18 protein-coding genes and 1 tRNA gene are annotated in these 22,345 nt (G+C 64.4%); 7 read left to right on the top strand and 12 right to left on the bottom strand.

What is annotated here, in order from left to right; genetic code table 11:
- Positions 1-183: 183 nt before the first annotated feature.
- Positions 184-909 (bottom strand): hypothetical protein, encoded by a 726-nt coding sequence (locus ASF08_RS09130; protein WP_056144080.1) that lies wholly within the window; start codon positions 907-909, stop codon positions 184-186.
- Positions 910-1,198: 289 nt separating this feature from the next.
- Between ASF08_RS09130 and ASF08_RS09125 the strand changes: the two genes are divergently transcribed.
- On the top strand, positions 1,199-1,528 hold the full coding sequence (locus tag ASF08_RS09125; protein ID WP_018042551.1) for a hypothetical protein: 330 nt from the start codon (positions 1,199-1,201) through the stop codon (positions 1,526-1,528).
- 142 nt (positions 1,529-1,670) lie between these two features.
- Entirely contained in the window at positions 1,671-3,788 is a 2,118-nt protein-coding gene (locus ASF08_RS09120; protein WP_018042550.1) for an ABC transporter ATP-binding protein/permease, read from the top strand.
- 9 nt (positions 3,789-3,797) lie between these two features.
- On the opposite strand, the gene ASF08_RS09115 is transcribed toward ASF08_RS09120, so the two are convergent.
- The 3 genes from ASF08_RS09115 to ASF08_RS09105 form a co-directional block, all read right to left on the bottom strand.
- Positions 3,798-4,514 carry an LrgB family protein gene (locus ASF08_RS09115; protein WP_056144078.1) on the bottom strand — a complete coding sequence of 239 codons (717 nt, stop codon included), beginning with the start codon at positions 4,512-4,514 and terminating at the stop codon, positions 3,798-3,800.
- Positions 4,511-4,906: a CidA/LrgA family protein gene (locus tag ASF08_RS09110; protein ID WP_018042548.1), complete on the bottom strand. Its 396-nt coding sequence runs from the start codon at positions 4,904-4,906 to the stop codon at positions 4,511-4,513. Before ASF08_RS09110 ends, ASF08_RS09115 begins: the two co-directional genes overlap by 4 nt.
- Positions 4,907-4,975: 69 nt before the next feature.
- Positions 4,976-5,443, bottom strand: a complete 468-nt coding sequence (locus ASF08_RS09105) for a tellurite resistance TerB family protein (RefSeq protein ID WP_018042547.1) — start codon at positions 5,441-5,443, stop codon at positions 4,976-4,978.
- A 202-nt stretch (positions 5,444-5,645) separates the two neighbouring features.
- On the opposite strand from ASF08_RS09105, the gene ASF08_RS09100 reads away from it, so the two are divergent.
- From ASF08_RS09100 to ASF08_RS09090, 3 genes are all read left to right on the top strand, one after another.
- Positions 5,646-5,721, top strand: a tRNA-Thr gene (locus ASF08_RS09100).
- Between the two features lie 236 nt (positions 5,722-5,957).
- On the top strand, positions 5,958-6,230 hold the full coding sequence (locus ASF08_RS09095) for a hypothetical protein (RefSeq protein ID WP_018042546.1): 273 nt from the start codon (positions 5,958-5,960) through the stop codon (positions 6,228-6,230).
- A 218-nt stretch (positions 6,231-6,448) separates the two neighbouring features.
- Positions 6,449-6,637 (top strand): hypothetical protein, encoded by a 189-nt coding sequence (locus ASF08_RS09090; protein WP_018042545.1) that lies wholly within the window; start codon positions 6,449-6,451, stop codon positions 6,635-6,637.
- Between the two features lie 57 nt (positions 6,638-6,694).
- On the opposite strand, the gene ASF08_RS09085 is transcribed toward ASF08_RS09090, so the two are convergent.
- From ASF08_RS09085 to ptsP, 8 genes are all read right to left on the bottom strand, one after another.
- Positions 6,695-7,252 (bottom strand): hypothetical protein, encoded by a 558-nt coding sequence (locus tag ASF08_RS09085; RefSeq protein ID WP_156629524.1) that lies wholly within the window; start codon positions 7,250-7,252, stop codon positions 6,695-6,697.
- 14 nt (positions 7,253-7,266) lie between these two features.
- Complete coding sequence (locus ASF08_RS09080; RefSeq protein WP_056144072.1) at positions 7,267-8,880, bottom strand: FAD-dependent oxidoreductase; 1,614 nt, start codon at positions 8,878-8,880, stop codon at positions 7,267-7,269.
- Positions 8,881-8,882: 2 nt separating this feature from the next.
- Positions 8,883-9,968: a hypothetical protein gene (locus ASF08_RS09075; protein ID WP_156629523.1), complete on the bottom strand. Its 1,086-nt coding sequence runs from the start codon at positions 9,966-9,968 to the stop codon at positions 8,883-8,885.
- A gap of 428 nt (positions 9,969-10,396) precedes the next feature.
- Entirely contained in the window at positions 10,397-11,629 is a 1,233-nt protein-coding gene (locus tag ASF08_RS09070; protein WP_056144066.1) for a GGDEF domain-containing protein, read from the bottom strand.
- Positions 11,630-11,775: 146 nt separating this feature from the next.
- Entirely contained in the window at positions 11,776-13,137 is a 1,362-nt protein-coding gene (locus ASF08_RS09065; RefSeq protein ID WP_056144711.1) for a carbohydrate porin, read from the bottom strand.
- A gap of 268 nt (positions 13,138-13,405) precedes the next feature.
- The gene (locus tag ASF08_RS09060; RefSeq protein ID WP_056144062.1) at positions 13,406-15,121 is read right to left on the bottom strand and encodes a fructose-specific PTS transporter subunit EIIC; all 1,716 of its coding nucleotides are present in this window, start codon (positions 15,119-15,121) and stop codon (positions 13,406-13,408) included.
- 159 nt (positions 15,122-15,280) lie between these two features.
- Positions 15,281-16,249, bottom strand: coding sequence for a 1-phosphofructokinase (gene pfkB, locus ASF08_RS09055; RefSeq protein ID WP_056144059.1), 969 nt, complete (start codon positions 16,247-16,249; stop codon positions 15,281-15,283).
- Positions 16,246-18,786 carry a phosphoenolpyruvate--protein phosphotransferase gene (ptsP, locus tag ASF08_RS09050; protein ID WP_056144056.1) on the bottom strand — a complete coding sequence of 847 codons (2,541 nt, stop codon included), beginning with the start codon at positions 18,784-18,786 and terminating at the stop codon, positions 16,246-16,248. Before ptsP ends, pfkB begins: the two co-directional genes overlap by 4 nt.
- 165 nt (positions 18,787-18,951) lie before the next feature.
- Between ptsP and ASF08_RS09045 the strand changes: the two genes are divergently transcribed.
- On the top strand, positions 18,952-19,935 hold the full coding sequence (locus tag ASF08_RS09045; RefSeq protein WP_056144053.1) for a LacI family DNA-binding transcriptional regulator: 984 nt from the start codon (positions 18,952-18,954) through the stop codon (positions 19,933-19,935).
- 248 nt (positions 19,936-20,183) lie between these two features.
- Positions 20,184-22,313 carry a hypothetical protein gene (locus ASF08_RS23950; RefSeq protein ID WP_082473138.1) on the top strand — a complete coding sequence of 710 codons (2,130 nt, stop codon included), beginning with the start codon at positions 20,184-20,186 and terminating at the stop codon, positions 22,311-22,313.
- The last annotated feature ends 32 nt before the right edge of the window (positions 22,314-22,345 follow it).

The raw sequence follows: 22,345 nt of genomic DNA, 5'->3' as shown, positions 1-22,345 counted from the left end.
CCCACGACATATGCGAATGCCGTCGCCTTCCAGAAGACGGAGTCCGTCGCGCCTCATCTCGAACCCTCTTGGGTAGAGGGGACACCTGTTGAGCGGATCCGCAGATCAATCAGCCCCAATCGGGGGCGGGCAGCGCTCCATGCTCGTGCGGCGGAGATGTTTTATCCACGATCCCGCCCGCGCCTATCCCGCGCGGCGCCGGCACCGGACGTAGGAGGCGTCGCCCTTGGCGCTCGACCATGTCAGGCGGTTGCCGTCGACCAGAAGCTTCACCTGGGACGACCAGCGCCGGCCGCCATCGCTGCAGGAGGCCGACACGCTCCAGCTCGCGCCGATGCGCCGCCCGTCGCGGAAGGTGCACACCGTGTTGCCGGCCCGAGCCCCGCTTTCGGTGATCCGCGCCGGAATGTATCCCCGCCGCCGCGCGCCGCGGCCGCACGCGGATTCGTTGGGTCCCCAAAGACCGACATAGGCTGCCGGCTCGACCGGGGGCGACGCGGCCGTGACCACGTCGGCACGGAGTGCCACTTCGGGATCCTGCCGCAAGGCGGCGGACCGGATGCCGGGCTGGACCGTTGGGGCGACCACGGCATCCCGGCCCGACGGACCGGACCCGACACCCACATCGGACCAGGGAGCGCTGCCACGGGGCGAGCGCGCCCCACCCGCCCGATCCTCGAACGGACCGGGTTCGTTGAAGGCCGTCTGGATCGTGTCGATCTCCGGACGCGCCGGCGGGTCGTCGGTCAGCAGAACGGTACTGTAGCCGAGGAGCACGCCCCAGCCCATGGCGAGCGAGACGGGAAGCACCAGGGCGCGGCTCGACCTGACGGAGCCGTTCGCTACGGCCGGCGACGGCGCTCCCTCGTCGCTCCCCCTCGCATCCCTCTCTTCGACGCCCGCGGTCATCGTCGTCTCCCGTAAGGCTCCCCCTGGGGCGGAACCGATCTCGCAGCGGCGGCCGCTTCACCGTTCGGCGACTTGAACAGCCTCCGCCCCCCTTCGACAACCGGACCCTTATGCACTCATGAAGCCGGCTTTGGTCAGGACAGGCCTGTGGCTATTCTGTCCCGGCGCCATCGATAGCGGGGGATAGACTCCGCGAATAGGGCGAGCAAACGGCAAGCCCTTCCCGTCCCTCACCAAAACTGCCATGCTCAAGCTTGTGAGAAACAAGTCAGTTATTTGTGCCATCGTGATGAGACGCTTCGCCTTCGCCGTCTGCGTCACCATCGCAGTCCCGGCCGGTGCTCAAGCACCCCCCTCCACCATGCGGATGGCCTGCGCGGATGCGATGGCGCTCGTGAAGCGGGACGGATCGGCGGTCCTGTCGTGGCCGGCGGGCAAGCCGGAGAAGCCAAGCAGGATTGAGCCACCGGGCCGGACCGAGCGCTTCGTCAGCGACCGGAGCCAGTGCGGGATGACGGAGATCGCCGAACTCCGCTTCGTGCCCACCCGCGACAATCTGGAATGCCCGGTCGGCTACCGATGTCGCGAACCGGATTACGGCGATTGGGATTGGCCCTGATCCGATCTGGCGCATCCGGCGGCGCCTTCCCCCGCCACGATCTCGCCACGACCGGCCGTCACTGCCGCCGTCACGGTCCGGTCCCGATCCGGCGGGCGAAGTCGTCGTCGCCTATTTGAATCATCCACTTGAGGAGACGCGCGTGGCCGTACTCAGGACAGGCCTCGGCCTGCAGGCCGCCATTACGGCGCTCTTCGCACTCCTGCTGCTCCTTTTGCCCGGTGAGCTGTCGCCGCCGCTCTACGTTTCACTGGCGGGCTTCGCCATGGCGGCGATCCTCATCGCCTCGCGCAACATCTCCGCCTATCTGAAGGTGTTCATTTCGGTCTACGCGGCCGGGTACGTTCTGTTGGCCGGCTCGAAGGCGCTGGCGACCGCCAACCTCCTGCCGGCAACGGTCGCGGCGCTTCTGCCACCGGCCTTCGCGGCGACGGCAGCCGTCGTGTTCGCACTCATCGTCATGCTCGTCTCTTATCTCAAGCCCATTCGAGCGATCACGCAGATCACCGACCCGTTCTTCATGAACCGGGACGAGCCGACACAAGAGATCAAGATGTTCCGCTGGTTCGGGAATACCGAGGGGCGGATCGGACAGCGGCTCGTGGCTTTATCGATCTTCGTCAGCTTCCTCGATGTAGCATTGACGCTGAGATTCAATTTCTACTATCGCGACATGTACAACGCGCTCCAGGAATACAACGCTGAGGTATTCTGGTATCAGGTCGTCTGGATCTTCATACCGCTCGCGGTCATCAACGTCGCTCTCGGGATGTTCGACCTCTACGTCGATTCCTCATTGCATATCCGTTGGAGGACATGGCTGACGCGGAGCTTTTATCAGCGCTGGTTGAACGACAGCACCCATTATCGGATTCCGTTCACCGGCGAGGAAGCCGATAACCCGGATCAGCGCATTCAAAGCGACGTCAATCTGTTCATTCAACAGACGGCGAGCCTTTCGATCCGGCTCCTGTCCCAGGCGGCGCAGCTCGTCTCGTTCCTCGTCATCTTGTGGACGCTGTCGCGGGACTTCATCCTGCCCTTCACCGAGAACACGGTCATCCCCGGCTTCCTGGTCTGGATGGTCGTCGCCTATGCCGTCGTTGGCACCTGGCTCACGCACATCGTTGGCAAGCCGCTGATCGGGCTCGACTTCCGCCAAGAGAAGGTCGAGGCGGACTTCCGGTTCTCGCTGGCCCGGAACCGCATCTACAGCGAGCAGATCGCCCTCCTCCGCGGCGAGCGCGCGGAGACGGTACGGCTGAGGACGTTCTTCCATTCGATCATCGAGAACTACGTCGATATCATCTATCGGCGGATCAAGCTCATCGCCCTGACGTTCAGCTATCGGCAGGCCAGCGCGATCTTCCCGCTGGTGCTCGCCGCGCCCTCCTTCTTTGCCAAGAAGATCACCCTGGGGGGCCTCCAGCAGACATCGAGCGCCTTCGGAAGCGTGCAGGAATCGCTGTCGTTCTTCATCAACGCCTACATCACGATCGCGTCCTACAAAGCCAACACGAACCGGTTGGCCTCCTTCAACCGGGCGATCAGCAAGGCGGAAGCCCTGTCCGGTGCCGGATACGGCCTCGTCCAGGGCAATGGGACCGGCCCGAACGTCACCGCCTCCGGCCTGACCCTCGCCCTGCCCGACGGCCGCGAGATCGTCACCGCCGGCTCGTTCACCCTCGGCAAGGGGGCGGCGACGCTGCTCACCGGGCCGTCCGGCTCCGGCAAGTCGACCCTGTTCCGCGCGATCGCCGGCATCTGGCCGTTCGGGAAGGGCCGGGTCGACGTGCCGGAAGGACAATCCGCGCTGGTTCTGCCGCAGCGGCCCTATATCCCGCTCGGGACCCTGCGCGGTGCCGTGGTCTATCCCAGCACCACCGACCAGTTCTCCGACGAGGCGATCCGCGAGGCGCTGATCGCCGCGCAGCTGCCGCAGCTCGCCGACCGTCTCGACGAGGTCGATGCCTGGGATCAGCGCCTCTCCGGTGGCGAACAGCAGCGCCTGGCCATCGCCCGCGCCGTGCTGGCAAAGCCCGCTTGGCTCTTCCTCGACGAATCCACCGCCGCCCTCGACGAGCCGAGCGAGGCCGGCATCTACCGGATGCTGCGCGAGCGCCTGCCGGGGACGACGATCGTCTCCATCGGCCATCGCTCGACCCTGCATGCCCTCCACGACACGCGCATCGACATGAAGCCGGGCCAGGATGGGCGCTTCACGCCGACGGAACTTTCCGGAGCCGCGGGCGCGAAGTAGGGGGCAGCCTCAGCGCAGGAACGTCACCGCGAGCGGCGCCAGGATCGCGGTGATGAGGGCGTTGAGGCTAAGCGCTATGCCGGCGAAGGCGCCGGCCACCTCGTTCACCTGGAACGCCCTCGCCGTGCCGACGCCATGGGCGGCCAGACCCGCCGCGAAGCCCCGCGCGCGCATGTCCTCGATGCGGAGCAGGTTCATGAGCGGGGTGACCAGGATGCCGCCGGTCATGCCGGTCAGCATCACCAGCACCGCCGCCAGGGTCGGATCGCCGCCGAGATTCTGGGCGATGCCCATGGCCACGCCGGTCGTCACCGATTTCGGCACCGAGGCGACGATGACGTCGTGCGGGATACCGAAGGCGGTTCCGAGAGTCGTCGCCGAGATCAGCGCCACCACCGAGCCGACGAGGAGGGCCGCCAGCATCGGCGCCAGCGAGCGAAGCACCGTCGCGCGGTATTCGTAGAGCGGGATCGCCAGGGCCACGGTCGCCGGCCCCAGCAGGAAGTGGACGAACTGCGCGCCCTCGAAATAGGTGGGATAGGGCGTCCCCGTCAGCTTCAGCACGCAGGCCATCAGGATGATGGCGACCACCACGGGATTGGCGAGGGGATGCCGGTTCGTCGCCGTGGCGACGCGGTCGGCCACGGCGTAGACCATGAGCGTGACGGTCAGCCACAGCAGCGGCGTGCGCGAGAGATAGACCCAGAGGGCGAAATCGCCGGTCATGGCCGCTCCCCCGGTGCGACCCAGCGCTTGACGGCCACGAAGGTGAGCGCCGTCGCCGTCAGGGTCGCCAGCGTCGAGACGACGACCACGCAGGCGAGGGCCAGGCCATGGGCTTCGAGCACGTCGAGCCGGCCGACGATCCCGGCGCCGGCCGGGATGAACATCAGCGAGAGATGGGCGAGCAGCCCTTTTCCCGAGCGCTCCAGGGTGCCGTCCACGAGGGGCGCGGCGAGGATGCGGGCGGCCTGGCCGCGCCAACGGTCCCGGACCACCATGAAGAGAAGGAGGAGCGCCATCCCGATGACGGGGCCGGGCACCGGAAGGGCCGCTCCCCGTGCCAGCGCTTCACCGACGAGCTGAGCCAGGAGGATCAGCGTCAAACTGACGATCATCGCGCCACGATCCTCCCGCCACGCCCGATGTGGCCCGCCGATCCCGGAGATCGCGCCTGCAAGGCCGCCCTACGATACCGCTTCGGTCTCGGCGCCGGCGCGCGCGAGGCGGATCGCCGTGTCGTCGAACCGCAGCAGGCGCCCGAGCCGCCAGACCAGCGCTTCCTCGAATTCATGAACGGTGCCATCGGCGCCGGCCACGGACCAGGCCATCGACAGCAGCCGCGCCCGCTCGGACTCGCCGAATTCATGGCCCATCATTTCGACCAGCAGCGCCATGTCGCGGGTCTGCGAATCGACGCTGGCCGCCCGGGCGATGAGCGCCTCGGCCTGCTCGCGGTTGCCGGCGTAGCGCCCTTCCACGAGGCGGCACAGCCGCTCCGACTCGGCCCCGTCGAGGACGCCATCCACCCGCGCCACATGGACGAGAAGGGCGATGGCCGCCAGACGCTCGTCGACGGCCTCCGCCTCCTCCGGGCTCGCGGAGAGGCCGAACGCGTCGGCGGCATAGGCACGCAGGCGGGCGATGAGGGACATGGCGGTTCCTGACAGACGCCGCGAGCCTTCGAAGCCGCACCGCCCCACGTCAAGGCGGCACGGACGGTCGCGGGACCGGGAGCCGGCCTCCGTGGCACAGTTGCATCAGGAAGACGTCGCCGAGCGCCTTGCCATCGGCCGATCGGACGGCTATGACCCCGCAACGATCCGACGCGCCATGAAGCGTCACACCACGGATCTCGCCGCAATAGCTCAGCTGGTAGAGCACCTCATTCGTAATGAGGGGGTCGGGGGTTCGAATCCCTCTTGCGGCACCAGCATCCTTTCGAGTTGCCGGTTTGTCCGTGATGAATTTGAGCGAGTGCTCGAGCGGTTCGGCACCGAAAGTTCAGTCCATCCTTGTCCTTACAGGCTGAGCCTTCCGTTGAAGCCGGCATCGCAGGCCATGGACGGGCCGAAGGGCTTCAGGAGTAGGCGACCAAGTGGGTCGCAGCATGATAAATTGCTCCGTCGAGCCTGTCTCGCCCCTCGGTCGGAGAGCATCGTAATCGTCATGGAAGACTGGAAAGATGGCGTCGATCCGGAGTTGTTCAACGCGGATCTCAGGCCGCAGGACGATGTCCTCATTGTCGGCGATATCGAGGCCATCAATCCACGCGGCGGAAAATTGACTTTGAAGAAAGGGAGTTTCTTCAAAGTCAGAATGTTGGGAGGCATCCTGTTCTGCCGTCCCAAGGGCGGCGGAAAGCACGACGAGATCGCAGTCATGCCAGCGGACTTCCGGAACGTTCAATTCCTGCAGCTGAAGGTGGTGCCCGTCGAATGACCGGCTACGGCACCAGCCGGACACGCCGAGGCATTGGGACGGGCATTAAAGGGGATCGGAGGCGCTGGCGCCATTAACGGAATTCCACCGGTTTGCACCCGGTCACCGGCCGAGCGACGACAGCGCTCAGCAGGTTCCTGATTCGCACATTTTAGTGCCTCGGGCGTGGTTCAATTCAAGGCTCAAGACCGGCCGCATCGGGGCTCCCAGGGAGACCTATGGATCAACTGCTGAGACTGACGCTCCTCCTCAGCCGGTGGACGCGCCGCCGCTGGACGCGGACGGAAGCCATGATCGCATTGTCGGTCATCGCTTTCGCCTTCATCATCGGGATGATCGAGTGGGCCGGTTATTGGCCCGAGGCCCTGGTGGCCGAGAAGGTGCGTAGGGCGCCGATGAGGTTTTGAGGCACCCATCGGTGGCGATCTTCCCCCCAATTACGCGGTGATGCCAACGATCGGCGATCAGGTCGGCCGCCCGCGGATATCGGTGGGTTCTAGATTGTCGCCGAACACCCAGGCTGAAACCTTGAGTGGCGTCTCGTTGGGAGCATCTAGGAAGAGGTAAAGATAATCGAACGAGCGTTGCTCATGATTCAGCACGCATTCGATGATCTGGATATCGTCCGTGAGCTTCGCCCATTCCGCGTTCGGCAGATCATAGACCCGATCTCCCTGCCTGCCCCACTTGGTGTAAAGGCCTCCGCTGATGACACGGCCCGGGATGCCATGCGCCATGGTGATCACCACGCGATGGGGAATGAAGACGAACGCATTACCGTTGATGGCGTGATCGCCCGCCACGGTCAGATCGATGTCGTTCGTGCGCCCCAGCCACGGCTCATTCCCGATACGGGGATTACCGGAAAGACCGTTTCCGGAGGTCATGAAAAGCGGGGGCAGCGCTTGCAACTCGCAGGTCGTCCACTGCCCGTTATGATAGACCACGATGCCGTTTCCAGCCTGGCTCATGTCGGGGCCGGAGCTTACGCCGACTGCTCTGCGAGGATTGAAGACGGGCATGAAGAGTTCCCCAGTCAGACGGTGGTGACGGCGTTCTCGGCAGCGAGCCGCGCCTTCAATTCAGGAAAGGGAACATCGGCGAGGGCCCGATCGGACAGACTGCCGTTGTTGAAAGCGAGCGCCGTGAGCATGCCGCAGGATTGAGCCCCGCAGGCCACGGTCTGCTCCATCCGCCATGACGAGCGCCAGATGGCATCCCCGCTCGCTCCCCAGGAGACGGTCAGGTTGGAGCATTGTCCCGGATGCGGCAGGAAACAACGAAGCGGTACCCCATAGTTCGGGCGTTCCCTGTAGCCGATCGACCCTTCCTTGCGCGCGTAACCGTCGGGGGTGTTGTAGTAGTAGGGCGTGTGAATATCGGCGTGGTATCCACCGGTGGTCACGCTATCTTCAAAATTCCAGGGGCGACGTGTCGCGGGATTTTTCCTCAGGTGTTCGGCTGTCATCATGAACTGTCCCCAGATCCCGCCGCCGTCCCGTATGTAGAATTGCGGCGGCCATCCTGGGAACAGCGTGTAGATCTCCTGGAACGTGTCTTCTGGGAGGCGCAATCTCTGTATCGACTCGCGGCGCCTTTTCGCGACGTCCGGATGGTTCGCGGTCACCCAATGTGAACCCATGGTGATCCATGCGGCCCGCTCCGCGATGCGCACTCGTTCCCCGTAACTCGCATCGCACCAGCCGTTGGTGAACGCGCCCGGCAAATCGCAGCCGTTGGTCCCATAGCGACCGGATTGATGCGCAACAGTTGTATCAATGGCCCTTGCGGATCCTCCAAACGGGAATAGATTTCCTCCTGCCCCCGTGCTCGATGGATTGTTAGGCGACTGCGACCTGTAGATGAGGTCGAGGATGCGCCGGTCGTCCGCTTGGGTCCAATCCGAAGGCTTTACCCATGGAAGCCCCCCCGGTTCGCCCTTGGCCCTCAGTAGAAGCTCAAAGCGCCAACCATTGGCTTGATTGGCCGCGGTAGCATCGCCATTGTTGAGGCCACGCTGAGGCGCCTGCGTGGCGAACCAAAACCTGTCGCCGCGGGTATCAATTAGAGTATGGTTTTCGTTTTTGTGACGTAGCGGGTTCCAACCTGGCGTCGACATTTTGCCATCACGATCTTCATATTCCACCGGAGCGTTGAACTGCGCTTGCCCTTCGCGACCGGAGCGCAGTCGAACTCCGGCAAGGCGGGCGAGATCGTATTCGTACGACGCATCATGGAAGTAATCGGCGACAATGAGATCGCCGCTTTCCAGCTCCACCATGCTAATCCGCGCAGTTCCGGGATGCTTGTACACCTTCTTAAGCCGCATATTTGTGCGTATCTCGATCAGCTGGTTTGCCAGATATACGGCGTCCATCGACGCGCGCATCTGGTTGGCGCTGACATTCTTCATCTCACGGCCGTCGGTGAAACCGAGGTTCTCGCCGATCTTCACATTGACCTGCTTCGTCTTCCCCCAACGGGCGGTCGACCAATCACCGATGCCAAGACCACCGGCACTAGTACCGCCGATATGGCGGGTCCATTCGCCGATCAGGCAACGCGCGCCGGTCTCGACAGCATAGGCCGCGAAGGCCATCCCGGCCTGAGTGGCCCCATAGCAGAAGATATTGGTGTTGATGATCGCCATCGTTACGCACCCGCCTGAAGTACGGCGAATGCGGCGCGCATCTTTGACGCGGCGGCTTCGATCGAAAGCGTTTGCCCATCCGTCATCGGAGCTCCTGCCCAGACAAAGAACGGGGTGAGGTTCGAGAACCCGACGGCCTTGCCGCTCGGTGTGGTCTGAGCCAAAACGAGCATCTCGTAATTGTTGCCGCCCAGCGTAACCGATGCTGTGGGGACATCCTGAAACCGACGACGGTGGGCAAAGCGATATGTGGCCGCGCCGATACGGTTCACCGCGAAAAGTCCGCCTTGATCCTCGGTAGATGTAGTCCCGCTGAAGAGAACGTCGTTCGTTGTCTTACCCGAGCGAGCGCCGGCGGCGGTGAAGGATTCCCGGTTCGGCGCGAGGCCGGTCGTATAGCTGCCCATGACGGATGCGTTTGCGCCGTCTGTCGCATCGTTCACCACAACGCCAAATCCATGGCGATTCGCGGTAAATTTATTCGTATCCGCGCTTGGAATATAAGTAGTATTTATGTATTGGTCTGTTCCGTTGCCGGTAAAGCCTTCGTACTTAGTGAAGGCGATCTCGTTTCCACCACGTGAGACCTCTCGCCATGCCACATTCCTAACGATGTCCTGCAGGGCCAGGGCTCGGGAAGGGCCGCCGAGGATCGCGCCCATGCTCATGTTTCTGAGCGCGCCTGAGACCCGGATCTCGCTCAAGAAGGTGGCGACGATCTCGCGCTCGGCCGTGGTAGGCTCGTACGACGCCTTGGCGAAATAGGCGTCTGCTGCGACATATTTCAGGACATCGATGCCGGAGCTGTTGGTATAATCGGCGCGGACCGGGCACGTACCGGCCCTGGCCATCGCGTAGATCGCGACCTTGGGCGGATGCATCCGGTGATAGGTTCCGCCACCCGGCTCCAGGGGCTGTGTCCATTCGGCGCCCTCCACTGGAGGTGCACCGATGCCGAGCAGGAGCGTCTTGTCTGCAGAATTATTCGTAATATCTACACTATTAAGATCTTGGTCCTCAGGAATTAGAACAATAAGATCAGCTCCCACCTTCGCATGAGCAATAAAAGAATAGAATTTTTCGCCCAAGCGAGCCTCCGGCTGTGCGACATGTTTTCAGGAAGTGAAGCGGGCGCGCCGACCACCCGATGTATGCCACGACGATCAATGTTGCGTGATTGATTGTAAGGGGGATTGATGCGGTTGCAAAGCCATTAATGGACGCTTTGTCGCGGAGCAGACGAATTGCCGGGGAGGCCCTGGCCGCAACTTCGGACAAAGGCTCCGGTCGTTAGGCTCCGCACATGATCCTGATCTGGCTCGAACGCGCGAAGCCGATTTTCATGAGGCGTGCTAATGATGCGTGGTGGTGAGAAACCAGCCAATCAACCGACCGTTTCGGGCCGAATCGTGAAGCTGTTGTCTGGGATGCCGATCAGCCTGTTTTGGCCCCGAGGAGGCGAAGGCTCAGGCCGCGGACAGGCGATCCGGGTATGGTCTGACATTACTCATGCTTGTCAGGCCGCGTGCTCGGTCGCCCGGCTCGAATTCGCCGGCGGGATCACGGATTGGGATTCCACCCGGTTCCGGCCCGCCGTCTTCGCCGCGTAGAGCGCCGCGTCCGCGGCACGGAGCAGTTGCGGTGCGGTGATGCCCACATGCCGTAGCGCGCCGTGGGCTGCGGTGACCCCGATGCTCACGGTGACGACACCGCCATCCGGCAGGCCGGGATGGGGAATCGCCTGGTCCATCACCGCCAGCCGCAGGCTTTCGCCCACATCGCCGATCGTCTCGGCGGTGGCCCGGGGAACGAAGGCGGCGAATTCCTCGCCGCCGTAGCGGCAGACGAGGCCGCCCCAGCGGGCGAGATCGCGTTTCAGGGTGTCGGCGACGCTCACCAGGCAACCATCGCCCTCGGCGTGGCCGGCCGTGTCGTTGAGACGCTTGAAATGGTCGATATCGACGAGGAGCACGCCGAACCATTCGTGTCGGGTCGCGGCAAGCTCCCAATGTTCGTCCAGCTGCTCGGTGAAGAGCCGGCGGTTCGCCGCACCGGTGAGAGGGTCGGTCTCCGAGAGGATCGTGAGTCGGGCGCAGGCCCGGGCCAGTTCGTCCGCCTGTTCCCTCTCCCGCAGACCGAGGAGGAAACTCTTCTTGCGGTCCCATTCGCGCGAATAGGCGAGCTTGATCGGCACCAGGATGAGCGCCGCCACGAGGAGGGGCACGCCCGTATGCCCATCCGGTCCGAACCCGGACACGAAGACGAAGCCGACATACAGCAGAAATGCCGATCCGCAGAACCACAGGCTGAACCGGAACGACAGGGGCGAGATCATCCCCACCACGAGGGGAACGATGGCGGCGAGGATGAGGTAGGTGTCGGCGTGCTCCTGCGGCACCATCCTGGCGCTGTTGAGGATGATCGCCATGTCCGCGAGTGCCGTGATCGTCGCGGCCGCTCCCTGCCGGCGCAGGGAGGGCCGCCCGCGCAAAGCCACGATCCACCCCAACGCGAGGGGAATGAAGACACCGACCGTCAACCCGGCGGGCACCGCGATCGCATCGCGGCCGAACAGATCGAAATCGATTTTCAACGAGATGATGTTGAAGAGGACGAAGACCAGCAGCCAGGACTGCAAGTACAGACCGCGCGGAGGCACGTCCTCGGCATGGTATTGAGCTTCGAGGCGCTGCGGCAGGCGAAGGCGATGCCAGGGCCGGCTCAATCCGACCTCGATGGACGTGGGCATCAGGTCACGACGCTCCGGCGCGGTTAGTTCAACTGTTCCGCCGCATCATAAAATGAGAGCACCGTAAACGCAAAGGTCCCCCTTCCCCGCTTCGGTTGGCGTTTCGACGGCGCAGCGACGAGGCGCGAGCCGATCGGGGGGACGCATCAATCGGAGCCGGGGCCTTTCGCAAAGCCGGCCAGGGTGAAGAGGTCGACGGACAGTTTGGCGCCGACGACAAAGGCATCCGGAATGGGCTTGCGATAGGTGGGAAACCGGGTCTGGTCCGGGTCGACGATGTATTGCAGGTTCGGCGTCAGGCGGATCGCGGGCGTGACCTGGATGCCGTAATTGAGCTCCATCATCACCTGCCGGCTCGGGATCTTGCGATCGATGCCCAGCGAGGCCTGGGCCAGCCGGATGTTCTGCAGGGCGAGATCGCTGAACGCCTGCGTGTTGATGACGAAGCCCAGCGTATCGAAGGGCCGGCCGGCGAAGGTGCCGGTCTGCAGGGCGCCGATCTCGAGGAAGTAATCCTCGTTGAGACGCCCCGACGTGCCGGCCATGGCGACGCCGAACAGGGTCAGCCCCTGGGGCGCGGTGGGGTCGGGCCGCCAGACCATCTGGTCGAACCGGGCATAGACGCCCGAGCGCCCGAACCGGGTGCCGAGGGGCAATCCGGTGAGAACCGCCGGCCGGCCGGTGACGTCGCGCATGGGATCGACATAGTCGGAGGCGTCGTACCAGCCGCCGATCCCGTAATTGCGCGGCAGGCGATCGTTGGCGAAGGTGGTGGAATAGCCGAGCTCGAACGGCATGATCGCGCCGGTGGCGCCCTTGGTGGAGAAATCGAGGCCGTTGTCGCCCGACTGCTGGTGCAGCGGGTTCACTTCGTAGATTCCGCCATGGACGAACACCCTGTCGGTGAGCCAGGCCTTGGCGTGCGCGCCCCAGCTCGCCACCGGCCAGAAGGTGAAGTTCGAGGTCTTGAACACGAAGGTCGGGTTGCCGCAGGCGGAATTCGATTGAAAATTGCAGTAGATCGGTGAGTTGAGGAAGGCGATGTTGGCAACCAACCGCCCGAACTCGACATCGAGCCGATTGTCGAACAGCTTCTGCTGGTAGCTGAGCAGGGTGAGCCGCGTCGTCTGCCCGCCGCCGAAGATCTCCTGGACCGACGTGTTGTTGCCGATGGAATCGTCGGAGAGGCTGCGCCCGTGGCGGTTGGTGACCGCGATGTGGAACGAGCCGCCCGCGATCCCGGCGAGGCGGTCGAGGTCGCCGTCGATGCCGAAGAAGAGCTGCCCGGCATAGGCCGAGCCCTGGCGGATGCCGCCGATCGGGTTCGCGGCTGCCTGGCCGGTGTAGTTGGCGCTCAACGCGAGTCCATTGCCGATATCGAACACACCGACCGGCAGGGTCGCCGGGGTCGCGCTCTGCCCGAGGGTATCGGCGGCGCCGGCCGCGCTCTCGGCACCGGTTATGTCCTGGCCGTCCGGCTGGCCGGCGGTCGTGCCGCGCGGCGCCATCTGCGCGAGGGCCCCGGACGTCGTCGCCGCGCAAAGCGCGAGCGCTGCGAGTATCGTCGATCCTGCCTTCATCCTGTTCCCCCTCGATGATTCCGATGCTGTCGCGGGTCCGGTCCTGCTGCCGGCTCCGATGCGTGTCCCTCTCCCCTCCGCGTGAGCGAGGGTCGGGAGAGGGGAGCGCGTTGTCCGGAAAGGTCGTCCCCTCTCGTGCCTGCTCCGCACGCCCCCTCCCCCGCAAAGGGGTGGGGAAGGGTCTCGATGAGGGCTTTCAGGCCGACCGCTTCTTCAGCAGCCCCACCATCAGGCCCGTGACGACCGTCCCGGCCAAGAGGGCGATGACGGCCCAGGGCAGGTTGGTGACGGCATTGGGGATCGGCAGCACGAACAGGCCGCCATGGGGCACCTTCAGGGTCACGCCGGCGGTGAGCGCGATGGCGCCGGCCAGGGCCGAGCCCGCGACCATGGAGGGGATCACCCGCAGGGGGTCGGCCGCCGCGAAGGGAATCGCGCCCTCGGTGATGAAGGCGGCGCCGAGCACCGCCGCCGCGCCGCCGGCCTCGCGCTCGGGTTGCGAGAAGCGGTTCGGGAACAGCCGGGTGGCCAGCGCGATCCCGAGCGGGGGCGTCATGCCGCCGAGCATCACCGCAGCCATGGGCGCGTCGACGCCGGAAGAGAGCAGGGCCGCGGCCGAGGCATAGGCGGCCTTGTTGATCGGGCCGCCCATGTCGACGGCCATCATCCCACCGAGGATCAGGCCGAGGACGAGGGCGCTCGCCCCCTGCATGCCCTTCAGCCAGTCGGTGAGGCCGGCCAGAATCGCGGCGACGGGCACGCCCACCACGTAGATCATCATCAGGCCGGTAATGGTGGTGGCGAGCAGCGGCAGGATCAGGACGGGTTTCAACCCTTCGAGATTCCGGTGCAGCCGGATGTGTCGATTGAGGAAGCGCGTGACGTAGCCGGCGATGAAGCCCGCCGCGATGCCGCCGAGGAACCCGGCCTGGAGGTTCGCCGCCAGCATGCCGCCGATCATGCCCGGTGCGATGCCGGGCCGGTCGGCGATGGAATAGGCGATGTAGCCGGCCAGGGCCGGGACGATGAGGGCGAAGGCCGCCTTGGCGCCGATCTCGCCCAGCGCGTAGCCGAGGCTGCCGGCATGGTCCGGCTTCATCGCGTCGATGCCGCCGACGGCGAAGGCCAGGGCGATGAGGAGGCCACCCGCCACCACGAAAGGCAACATGAAGGAGACGCCGGTCATCAGATGCTTGTAGGCGCCGGCCCTGCTCTCGGCGGCGGCCGGCCGGGATGGCCTCTCCTCCGTCTCGGCAATCTGCCCCTGGACCTGCGCTTCGGCGAGAGCGGTGGCGATCAGCCCTTTCCCGTCGCGGATCGCCGCCTTGGTGTTGGTGGCGTAGAGCCGCTTGCCGGAAAAGCGGGAGCGGTCGACCCCGGTATCGGCGGCGATGAGGACGATGTCGGCCGACGCGATCTCGGCGGCGGTGAGCGCATCGCGGGCGCCCACCGAACCTTGCGTCTCCACCCTCACCTCGTGGCCCAGCGCCTGCGCGGCGGCCTGGATGCCTTCGGCCGCCATGAAAGTGTGGGCGATGCCGGTGGGGCAGGAGGTGACGGCGACGATCCGCATCCTGCCGCCGGCCTCGGGCGCTGCCGGCGCGGTGTCACTGCCCGCCAGGAAGCGACCGAGCACCGAATCGGCGTCGGTCAGCACCTCCTCGATACCGATCCGGACCTTGCGCATGGTGCCGAAACGACCCTCCCCGAGATCGCCCTCTCCGATCAGCAGGACGGAATCGCCCCGGGCGATGGCGGATTCGGCCAGCGGATTGCCGCCGACCCCCTTGCCCCTGAGTTCGAGGTCGAGTGCCTGCCCGAGGCGGGCGGCGGCCTGGCGCAGGGCCTCACCGGCCAGCACCGCATGGGTGCCGAGATCCCCGCCCCCGACGACGGCCAACATCTGGGCCATGGTTTCCTCCGCCTGCTTCTACGTTGTTTGCTCGCACCGATGGTCCCACCCGACCACCTCATCCTGAGGTGACGGAGCGAAGCGGAGGCCTCGAAGGAGGGGTCCAGCTCGCTCCGCGATCCCTGGAGCCCTCCTTCGAGGCCCGCTGGCGCGGGCACCTCAGGATGAGGCCCTGGGTGGGACCTTGATGGTCTCGACCCGCACGGTCTCGACGATGGCGAGGATGGTCCCTCGGCTCGGCAGATTGGCGCCGGGAAGGGTCAGCTTGCCGGCGGCGAAGGCCAGCGACAGCCGCGCGGTTTCGGCCAGGGGCAGGCCCGCATGGAGGCCGGCGACGAGGCCCGCCACCAGGGCATCCCCCGCCCCCACGGTGCTCGACACCTCCGTCGGCGGCGGATGGGCGAGGAGCGCCTCGTCCCGCGTGACGAAGAGTGCGCCCTCGCCTCCCAGCGACACCACCACGAGGGGAATGCCGCGCGCGACCAGGCCACGCGCCGTGGCGACGACCTCCGGCAGGGTGTCGAGGGGCCGGCCGGCCCAGTCCGCCAGTTCCTGGCGGTTGGGCTTGATCACCTCGGGGAGGTGATCGGACGCGAGGGCCGCCGTGAGGGCCGGGCCGGACACGTCCAGCACCACGCGGACGCCGCGCGCCGTCAACAGCTGCGTCAGGGCCGCATAGGTCTCGACCCCGAGCCCCCCCGGCAGGCTGCCCGCGAGGACGACGAGGCTCCCCTCCGTGGCGACCTGGCGCAGGACCGCCCGGATGGTGTCGAGCGCACCCGACGTCGCGGCGAGGCCTGGCAGGTTGATGTCCGTGGTGTCGTTGGAGGCGGCGTCGAGGAGTTTCAGGTTGGTGCGGGTCTCGCCGGGGATCCAGGCGAAGCGGTCGTCGATCCCCTTGCGGGCGAACAGGGCCTCGAACGGCGTGGCGTTGTCCGAGCCGAGAATGCCGGTGGCCGAGACCTTCGAGCCCCAATCGGCGAGGCAGGAGGCGACGTTGACGCCCTTGCCGCCCGCATCCGAGCGCACGGCGCGCGCCCGGTGGACGTGGCCCGGCGTCAGGGCGTCGAGGGTGACGGTCTGGTCGATGGCCGGGTTGAGGGTGACGGTGACGATGGCCGCGCTCATGCCTCGGCTCCTTCGAGGGCGCGGACGGCGGCGGCGTCCTCCTGGTCGCAGGCGCGGGCGGCAAGCGCCCGCAACTCGCCCATCTCCGAGGCCCGGAGCCGCGCCTTCACGGCGGGGACGTCGCGGGGCGTCATCGAGAGTTCGTGGACGCCGAGGCCGGCGAGGAGGCTCGCTCCGAACGGATCTCCGGCGATGCCGCCGCAGACGCCGACCCAGCGCTCGTGCCGCGCCGCGCCCGCGCAGGTCATCCGGATCAGGCGCAGGACGGCCGGGTGCAGGCTGTCGGCCTCCGGCGCGAGCTCGGTGTTCTGGCGGTCGATGGCGAGGGCGTATTGGGTGAGGTCGTTGGTGCCGATGGAGAAGAAGTCGCAATATGTCGCCAGGGCGTCGGCCTGGATCGCGGCGGCCGGCACCTCGATCATGATGCCGATGGGCAGTGCCGGCGCGTCGAGTTCGGCGCGGATACGCTCGCAATGGCCGCGCAGGGTGGCGATCTCGGGGATCGAGGTGATCATCGGAAACATGATCGACAGCGGGGCGTCCTTGCCCCCGGGCGCGTCGGCCGCGATCCCGTCCCTCGCGGCGCGGTAGAGGGCGCGCAGCTGCGGCTCCATCAGGTCCGGCCGGCGCAGCAGGAGGCGCGCGCCGCGCACGCCGAGGAAGGGGTTCTCCTCTCTCGGCAGGTGGAGATGCGCCACCTGCTTGTCGCCGCCGATATCGAGCGCCCGCACGATCAGGGGCCGCCCCTCAAGGGCGCGCAGCATGGCGCGGTAGGTGGCGTATTGATCGTCCTCGGAAGGGGTGTCACCCCGTTCCAGGAACAGGAACTCGGTGCGCATGAGGCCGACGCCTTCGGCGCCCTGGTCGAGGGCGAGCGGCACCTGCTCGGAATTGTTGACGTTGGCGCCGATGGCGACGGAATGCCCGTCCCTGGTGCGGGCGGGGAGCGCGCGCTCGCGCGCTTCTTCCTCGGCAATGGCGCGCTGGCGGTCGCGCCAGTCGCGGGCCGAGGCGAGGTCGGCCTCGCTCGGATCGAGGTAGAGCCGGCCGGTGCCGCCGTCGAGGATCGCCGATCCGTGGTTCTGCAGGGCCATCAGCGTCGGCCCACCGGCCACCATCGCCGGGATGCCGAGGGTGCGGGCGAGGATCGCGGTATGCGAGGTCGGGCCGCCCTGGGCCGTGGCGAGGCCGATAACGCGGGACGGATCGAGCCCGGCCGTGTCGGAGGGCGCGAGATCGGTCGCGATGAGGATGCAGGGCACGTCCGGCAGATCGTGGCCGCTCTTAAGGGAGGGGTCGATCTGCGCCAGCACGCGCCGGCCGACATCGCGCAGATCGGCGGCGCGGGCGGCCAGGACCGGGTTGCCGAGGGCCGAGAGCCGCCCGGCCATCCGCTCCACCGCCGCGTTCCAGGCAAAGGCGACTCCGTGGCCCTCGACCATGAGCTGGCAGGCCAGCGTGATCAGGTCGGTATCGGCGATGAGTTCGCCCTGAGCGCGGAAGATGCCGGCATCGGCCTTGCCGAGGCGGCGCTCGGTATCGTCGGCGAGCGCCCTCAACTGACCTCCGGTGGTGGCCAGCGCCGCGTGCAGGCGGTCTCCCCCCGTGGTGAGCGGCTCCGGCTCGTCCGGCACCGCGATCTCGGCGGTGGCCAGCACATGGATCGGACCGATGCTGATGCCGGGGCTCGCCCCGATTCCCGCGATGGTGCGCGGCAAGTCCGATGGGTTCCATCCGGCGACCGGCCCGGCCGCCCTGGCGGCGGCGTCTTCGGCGGCCTTCGCGGACGCTTTTTCGCCTGCGGTGAGAGAAGTGACTGCGGCGCAGACCTTTGCCAGCGCCCCGGCCTCGTCGTCGCCCTCGGCCGAGATCGTCACCTCGTCGCCGCAGCGCAGACCGAGCTGGAGCAGGGCGATGAGGTTCTTGGCGTCGGCGATCTCCGATCCGTGCCGGACCTGGATGCGGGCCGGGCAGAGCCGCGACACCTCGACCCAATGCGAGGCCGGCCGGGCATGCAGGCCGGTGGGATAGTCCACGGTCCAGTCGAAGCGCTGGCGAAGGTCGGCGGCGGGGCCGGCCGAGCCGGTCACGGGCGCATCCTCGGAAAGCGCCGCCGCGATGTCCTCCTTGGCATCGGTCTTCCGCAGGGTCGCGAGGCGCGCCTCGTCCTGGATCAGCCGCGTGAGCCGGCGCAGGATCGTGATGTGGGTGTCCGATTGCGCCGCGATGGCGACCACGAGATGGGCGATCTGGCCATCGTGCCACGCCACGCCGTCCGGCACCTGAAGGATCGCAAGCCCGCTCTCGCGCACCAGATGGCGGTCGTCGACCATGCCGTGGGGGATGACCACGCCGTGGCCGAGATAGGTGTTCGCCACCGTCTCCCGGCGCAGCATGCTCGCGCCATAGGCCGCATCGATGCAGCCCCCCGCCACCAGCAAGTGCGACGCCTCGCGGATGGCGTCCTCCTTGGTCGCGGGCGTCGCGCCGAGGCGGATCAGCAATCGGGGTGTCAGGACCGGCGTCGGTGCGAGCATGGCGTGCCCTCCCTGTTGTCGTTGGTGGCAATGAAAACGTTTTCACTGATACTGTCAACGATGACCGGCGAAATAATTCAGCTTGCCGCCTTGCCGGCTTGGAACGGGAATGCCAGAACGTCGTCATGGTGCTGAAAACGTTTCCTCCCGCCTGAGGCCGTCCCCATGACGATCGGCATCCGCGACGTCGCCCGCGCCGCCGGGGTCTCCACCGCGACGGTCTCGCGCGCCCTCGGGCGCGGCCCCGTCAGCGAGGCCTTGAAGCGTCAGGTGGAGGAGGCCGTGCGCCTCACCGGCTACCGCCCGAACCTGTCGGCGCGGCGCCTGCGCTCGCAAGCGACCCGGACCATCGGGCTGATCGTCGCCGACATCCGCAACCCGTTCTTCACGGCGGTGAGCCGGGCCGTGGAGGATGCGGCCTATGCGGCCGGTATGCGGCTGATCCTGTGCAACACCGACGAGGATCCCGACCGCGAGGCGATGTATCTCCGGTTGATGGAGGAGGAGCGCGTCACCGGCGTGATCTTCGCGCCCACGCGGATCACGGCGGACAGGCTCGCCGCCCGCGACCTGGACGTCCCCGTCGTCTTCATCGACAGGACCGGACCGCCCGGCGCCCATGACAGCGTCGTCCTCGACAACGAAGCCGCCGCCGCCCTCCTCGTGGACCATCTGATCGGGTGCGGCTACCGGCGGATCGGCGGCCTGTTCGGCTCCACCTCGTCCACCGCCCGGGAACGCCGGGCCGGCTACGAGACGGCGATCCGGCGCGCGGGCCTCGCGCCCGACATGCGCTCGGCGCCACCCAACGCCGCCGCTTCCGAACTCTGCGTCGGCCGCTGGCTCTCGGAGGCGACGCCGCCCGACGCGCTGATCCTCTCCAACGGGCTGATGCTGATGGGCGCGGTGCGTGCCGCGCGGTCGGCTGGCCTCGGCGTGCCGGACGATCTCGGCCTTGCCGGGTTCGACAACGATTCCTGGACCGACCTCGTCGAACCCGGCCTCACGGTGATCGAGCAACCCGTCGCCGAGATCGGCGCCCAGGCCATGTCGCTCCTGTTCGACCGCCTGAAAGCGCCGGACCAGCCGATCCGCAAGGTCACCCTGAGCGGACGGCTGGTGGTGCGGGGGTCTTCGCAGCGGGGGTGAGAGAGCGGCGGGTGATTAGGAGTTGCGCACGCCTCCTACCCAGCAGATCGGGCAAAAAGCGTTGCTACAGGCAAAAGCCGTAACCGAAAATGCGTACATCAAGCCCCCTTCTATCGACGCCTAAAGGCGATTAATAATCTCGTGCGAAGTCCTGAGGTAATTCCTTCAATGCGAGGCATATTGACCCGTGCCTAGACCGTGAACAAAAAAATACGAATTGGTCCATTTTTGATGAATAGAGCAAGATTATGACGCTGGATATTCGGGGAAGCATCAAAAACACAAAGCTTAGCTCAAATCGCTATGTTGTTTTCGAGGAGTTGATTTCAAATGCAATTGATTCGTTTTTGATTCGTAAGAACGCAGAATCGAAAATTCCACCACTCGCAATTTGTATCGACGTCAATTTCACGGCCGCCGACCTTTTAGATGAGCGTGAGGTTATGTCGGTAGCATGCGCGGATAATGGCTGCGGCCTCGGCGAAGAGCAGCTCAAAGCATTCCTTACCAAGGATACTTCCTACAAGGACGATCTCGGTATCTCGGGCATCGGCAAGTGCAAGGGCGCAGGGCGGATCCAATTTTTCCATCACTTTGCTGAAATGGCGATCGAAAGCCAATATCGCATTGCCGACACGTTTTTCTGCCGTTCCATGCATTTTGCCGAGCCGAGTAAGCAAATCGACTTCGAGGATTTTAAGACAATTGTAGTGAAGGAAGCAAATTTAGGTACTACCATAAAGTTAAATCAGCTTAAAGGAAGTGTGTGCGAGCGCTTGTTCCAGAATGAGCGCCTCAGCGAAATCTTCGCTGCGCCAATGCTGCGCCGAGTTACTTTGATCGCGTTTCTACAGCGACTGTTTGGCCTAGCGGACGAACTCGGCAATTTTGAGATCCGCTTTCGCACTAATCATTGGAGGCAAGGCGTAAAAACTGAATGGCTGCGTCGCGCAGACCTTCCAGCAATTACCCGTGAAGTTCAAGTCAAAGTCGAAGAATGCGATCCGCTGAGTGGCGATCTGATTGGTATCTACCAAAACTTTACGCTCTCCCATTACCAGCTTGATGCAAATGATTATGATCTACCACGCAACGCGATAGCCTTTTGCGCCAAGTCTTCACCGGTTAAGGACATCACAACTCATTATCTGCGGACCAAAACCGAGCAACGAAACCCCGTCGACGGTTTCCATCATATCGTGCTGATTGAGAGTGAGTATCTCGACGGCCACGTCAACGAACAGCGTGACGACTTCGACTGCATCCCGGACGAAATTGGTACAAGTGACCTATTTGAAAATGAAAAAATTTCTTATGCAACAATTCACGCGGCGATTGACCCTATCATTGAAAAAATGGTCGCGCCGGCTGCCTGGAAGAAGGAGGATGTTCTAAACGAGATCGCCAAGCAGTTCGGTGTTGGCGTTGGGATGCTTACCGATACGGAGACACGCATCCGATATGGCGACAATGCGCAACAAGTGGTTGAACGCGTGCTACGCAAATATCAGGATAGAGTAATCAGCGCAACGGCAGAGATATTCGTCCTGAAAGAAGAAATTATCAATACTCATCCAGACTCAGAAGACTTTCAGACAAAAATCAATGAACTGTCGTGGAAATATACCGCCTCACTAAAAGACTTCGATATGGCAACTCTGTCGCAATTGATTGTTCGCCGCGCCGCGATTGTTGAGATACTCGATCTAGCATGTCGCAAGAAACTTACCTTGCAGACGAACTCTACAGTTGGGAGGCGCAAAGACGAGCGCATTATTCATAGTATATTCTTCCCAATGCGAAAGGATAGCATTGAATTTACCGATCACGACATTTGGTTGCTTAGCGAAGAGTATCAATATTACGACCATATTTCATCGGACAAACCTCTATCGCAAATTCCCTGGTCAGTCACAGAGAAGATTTTTGACAGCGATATTGATGATAAATTTCGTCTTCTACTAAATAAACGTGCCGACGACAATGGCGGGAAGCGTCCAGACATCGCCATTTTCAACAAAGAAGGATCTGCGATAATTATTGAGTTCAAGGCACCAGGCGTCTCACTTGATGATCATATTGGCGACTTAGTCGAGTACGCCCATTTACTTGCTGCGAAATCACATGGCAAGCTACGCAAATTTTATTGCTATCTAATCGGCGATACGATCAATCCGCTACGCCTTAACAATTGGATTCAATTTCCAGATGGAAAGGGTTTTTTTCAGGCCAGCCCATTGATTGATCCACAAACGCGGGCACCACTTGGCGAAATCTATTCTGAAATGCTTTATTATGATGATGTTGTCGCGCGAGCAAAAAAGCGGATCGCCGTATACCAGCAAAAACTTAAGATTGATCTACGCAGTGGTCACTAGACCACTACTTTATCTTAGGAGTAATTTGCGAA

It is taken from the genome of Methylobacterium sp. Leaf85 (genome assembly GCF_001422125.1).
GTDB lineage: Bacteria > Pseudomonadota > Alphaproteobacteria > Rhizobiales > Beijerinckiaceae > Methylobacterium > Methylobacterium bullatum.
Note: the sequence above shows the minus strand (reverse complement) of the source record. Positions and strands in the feature narration are given on the sequence as shown.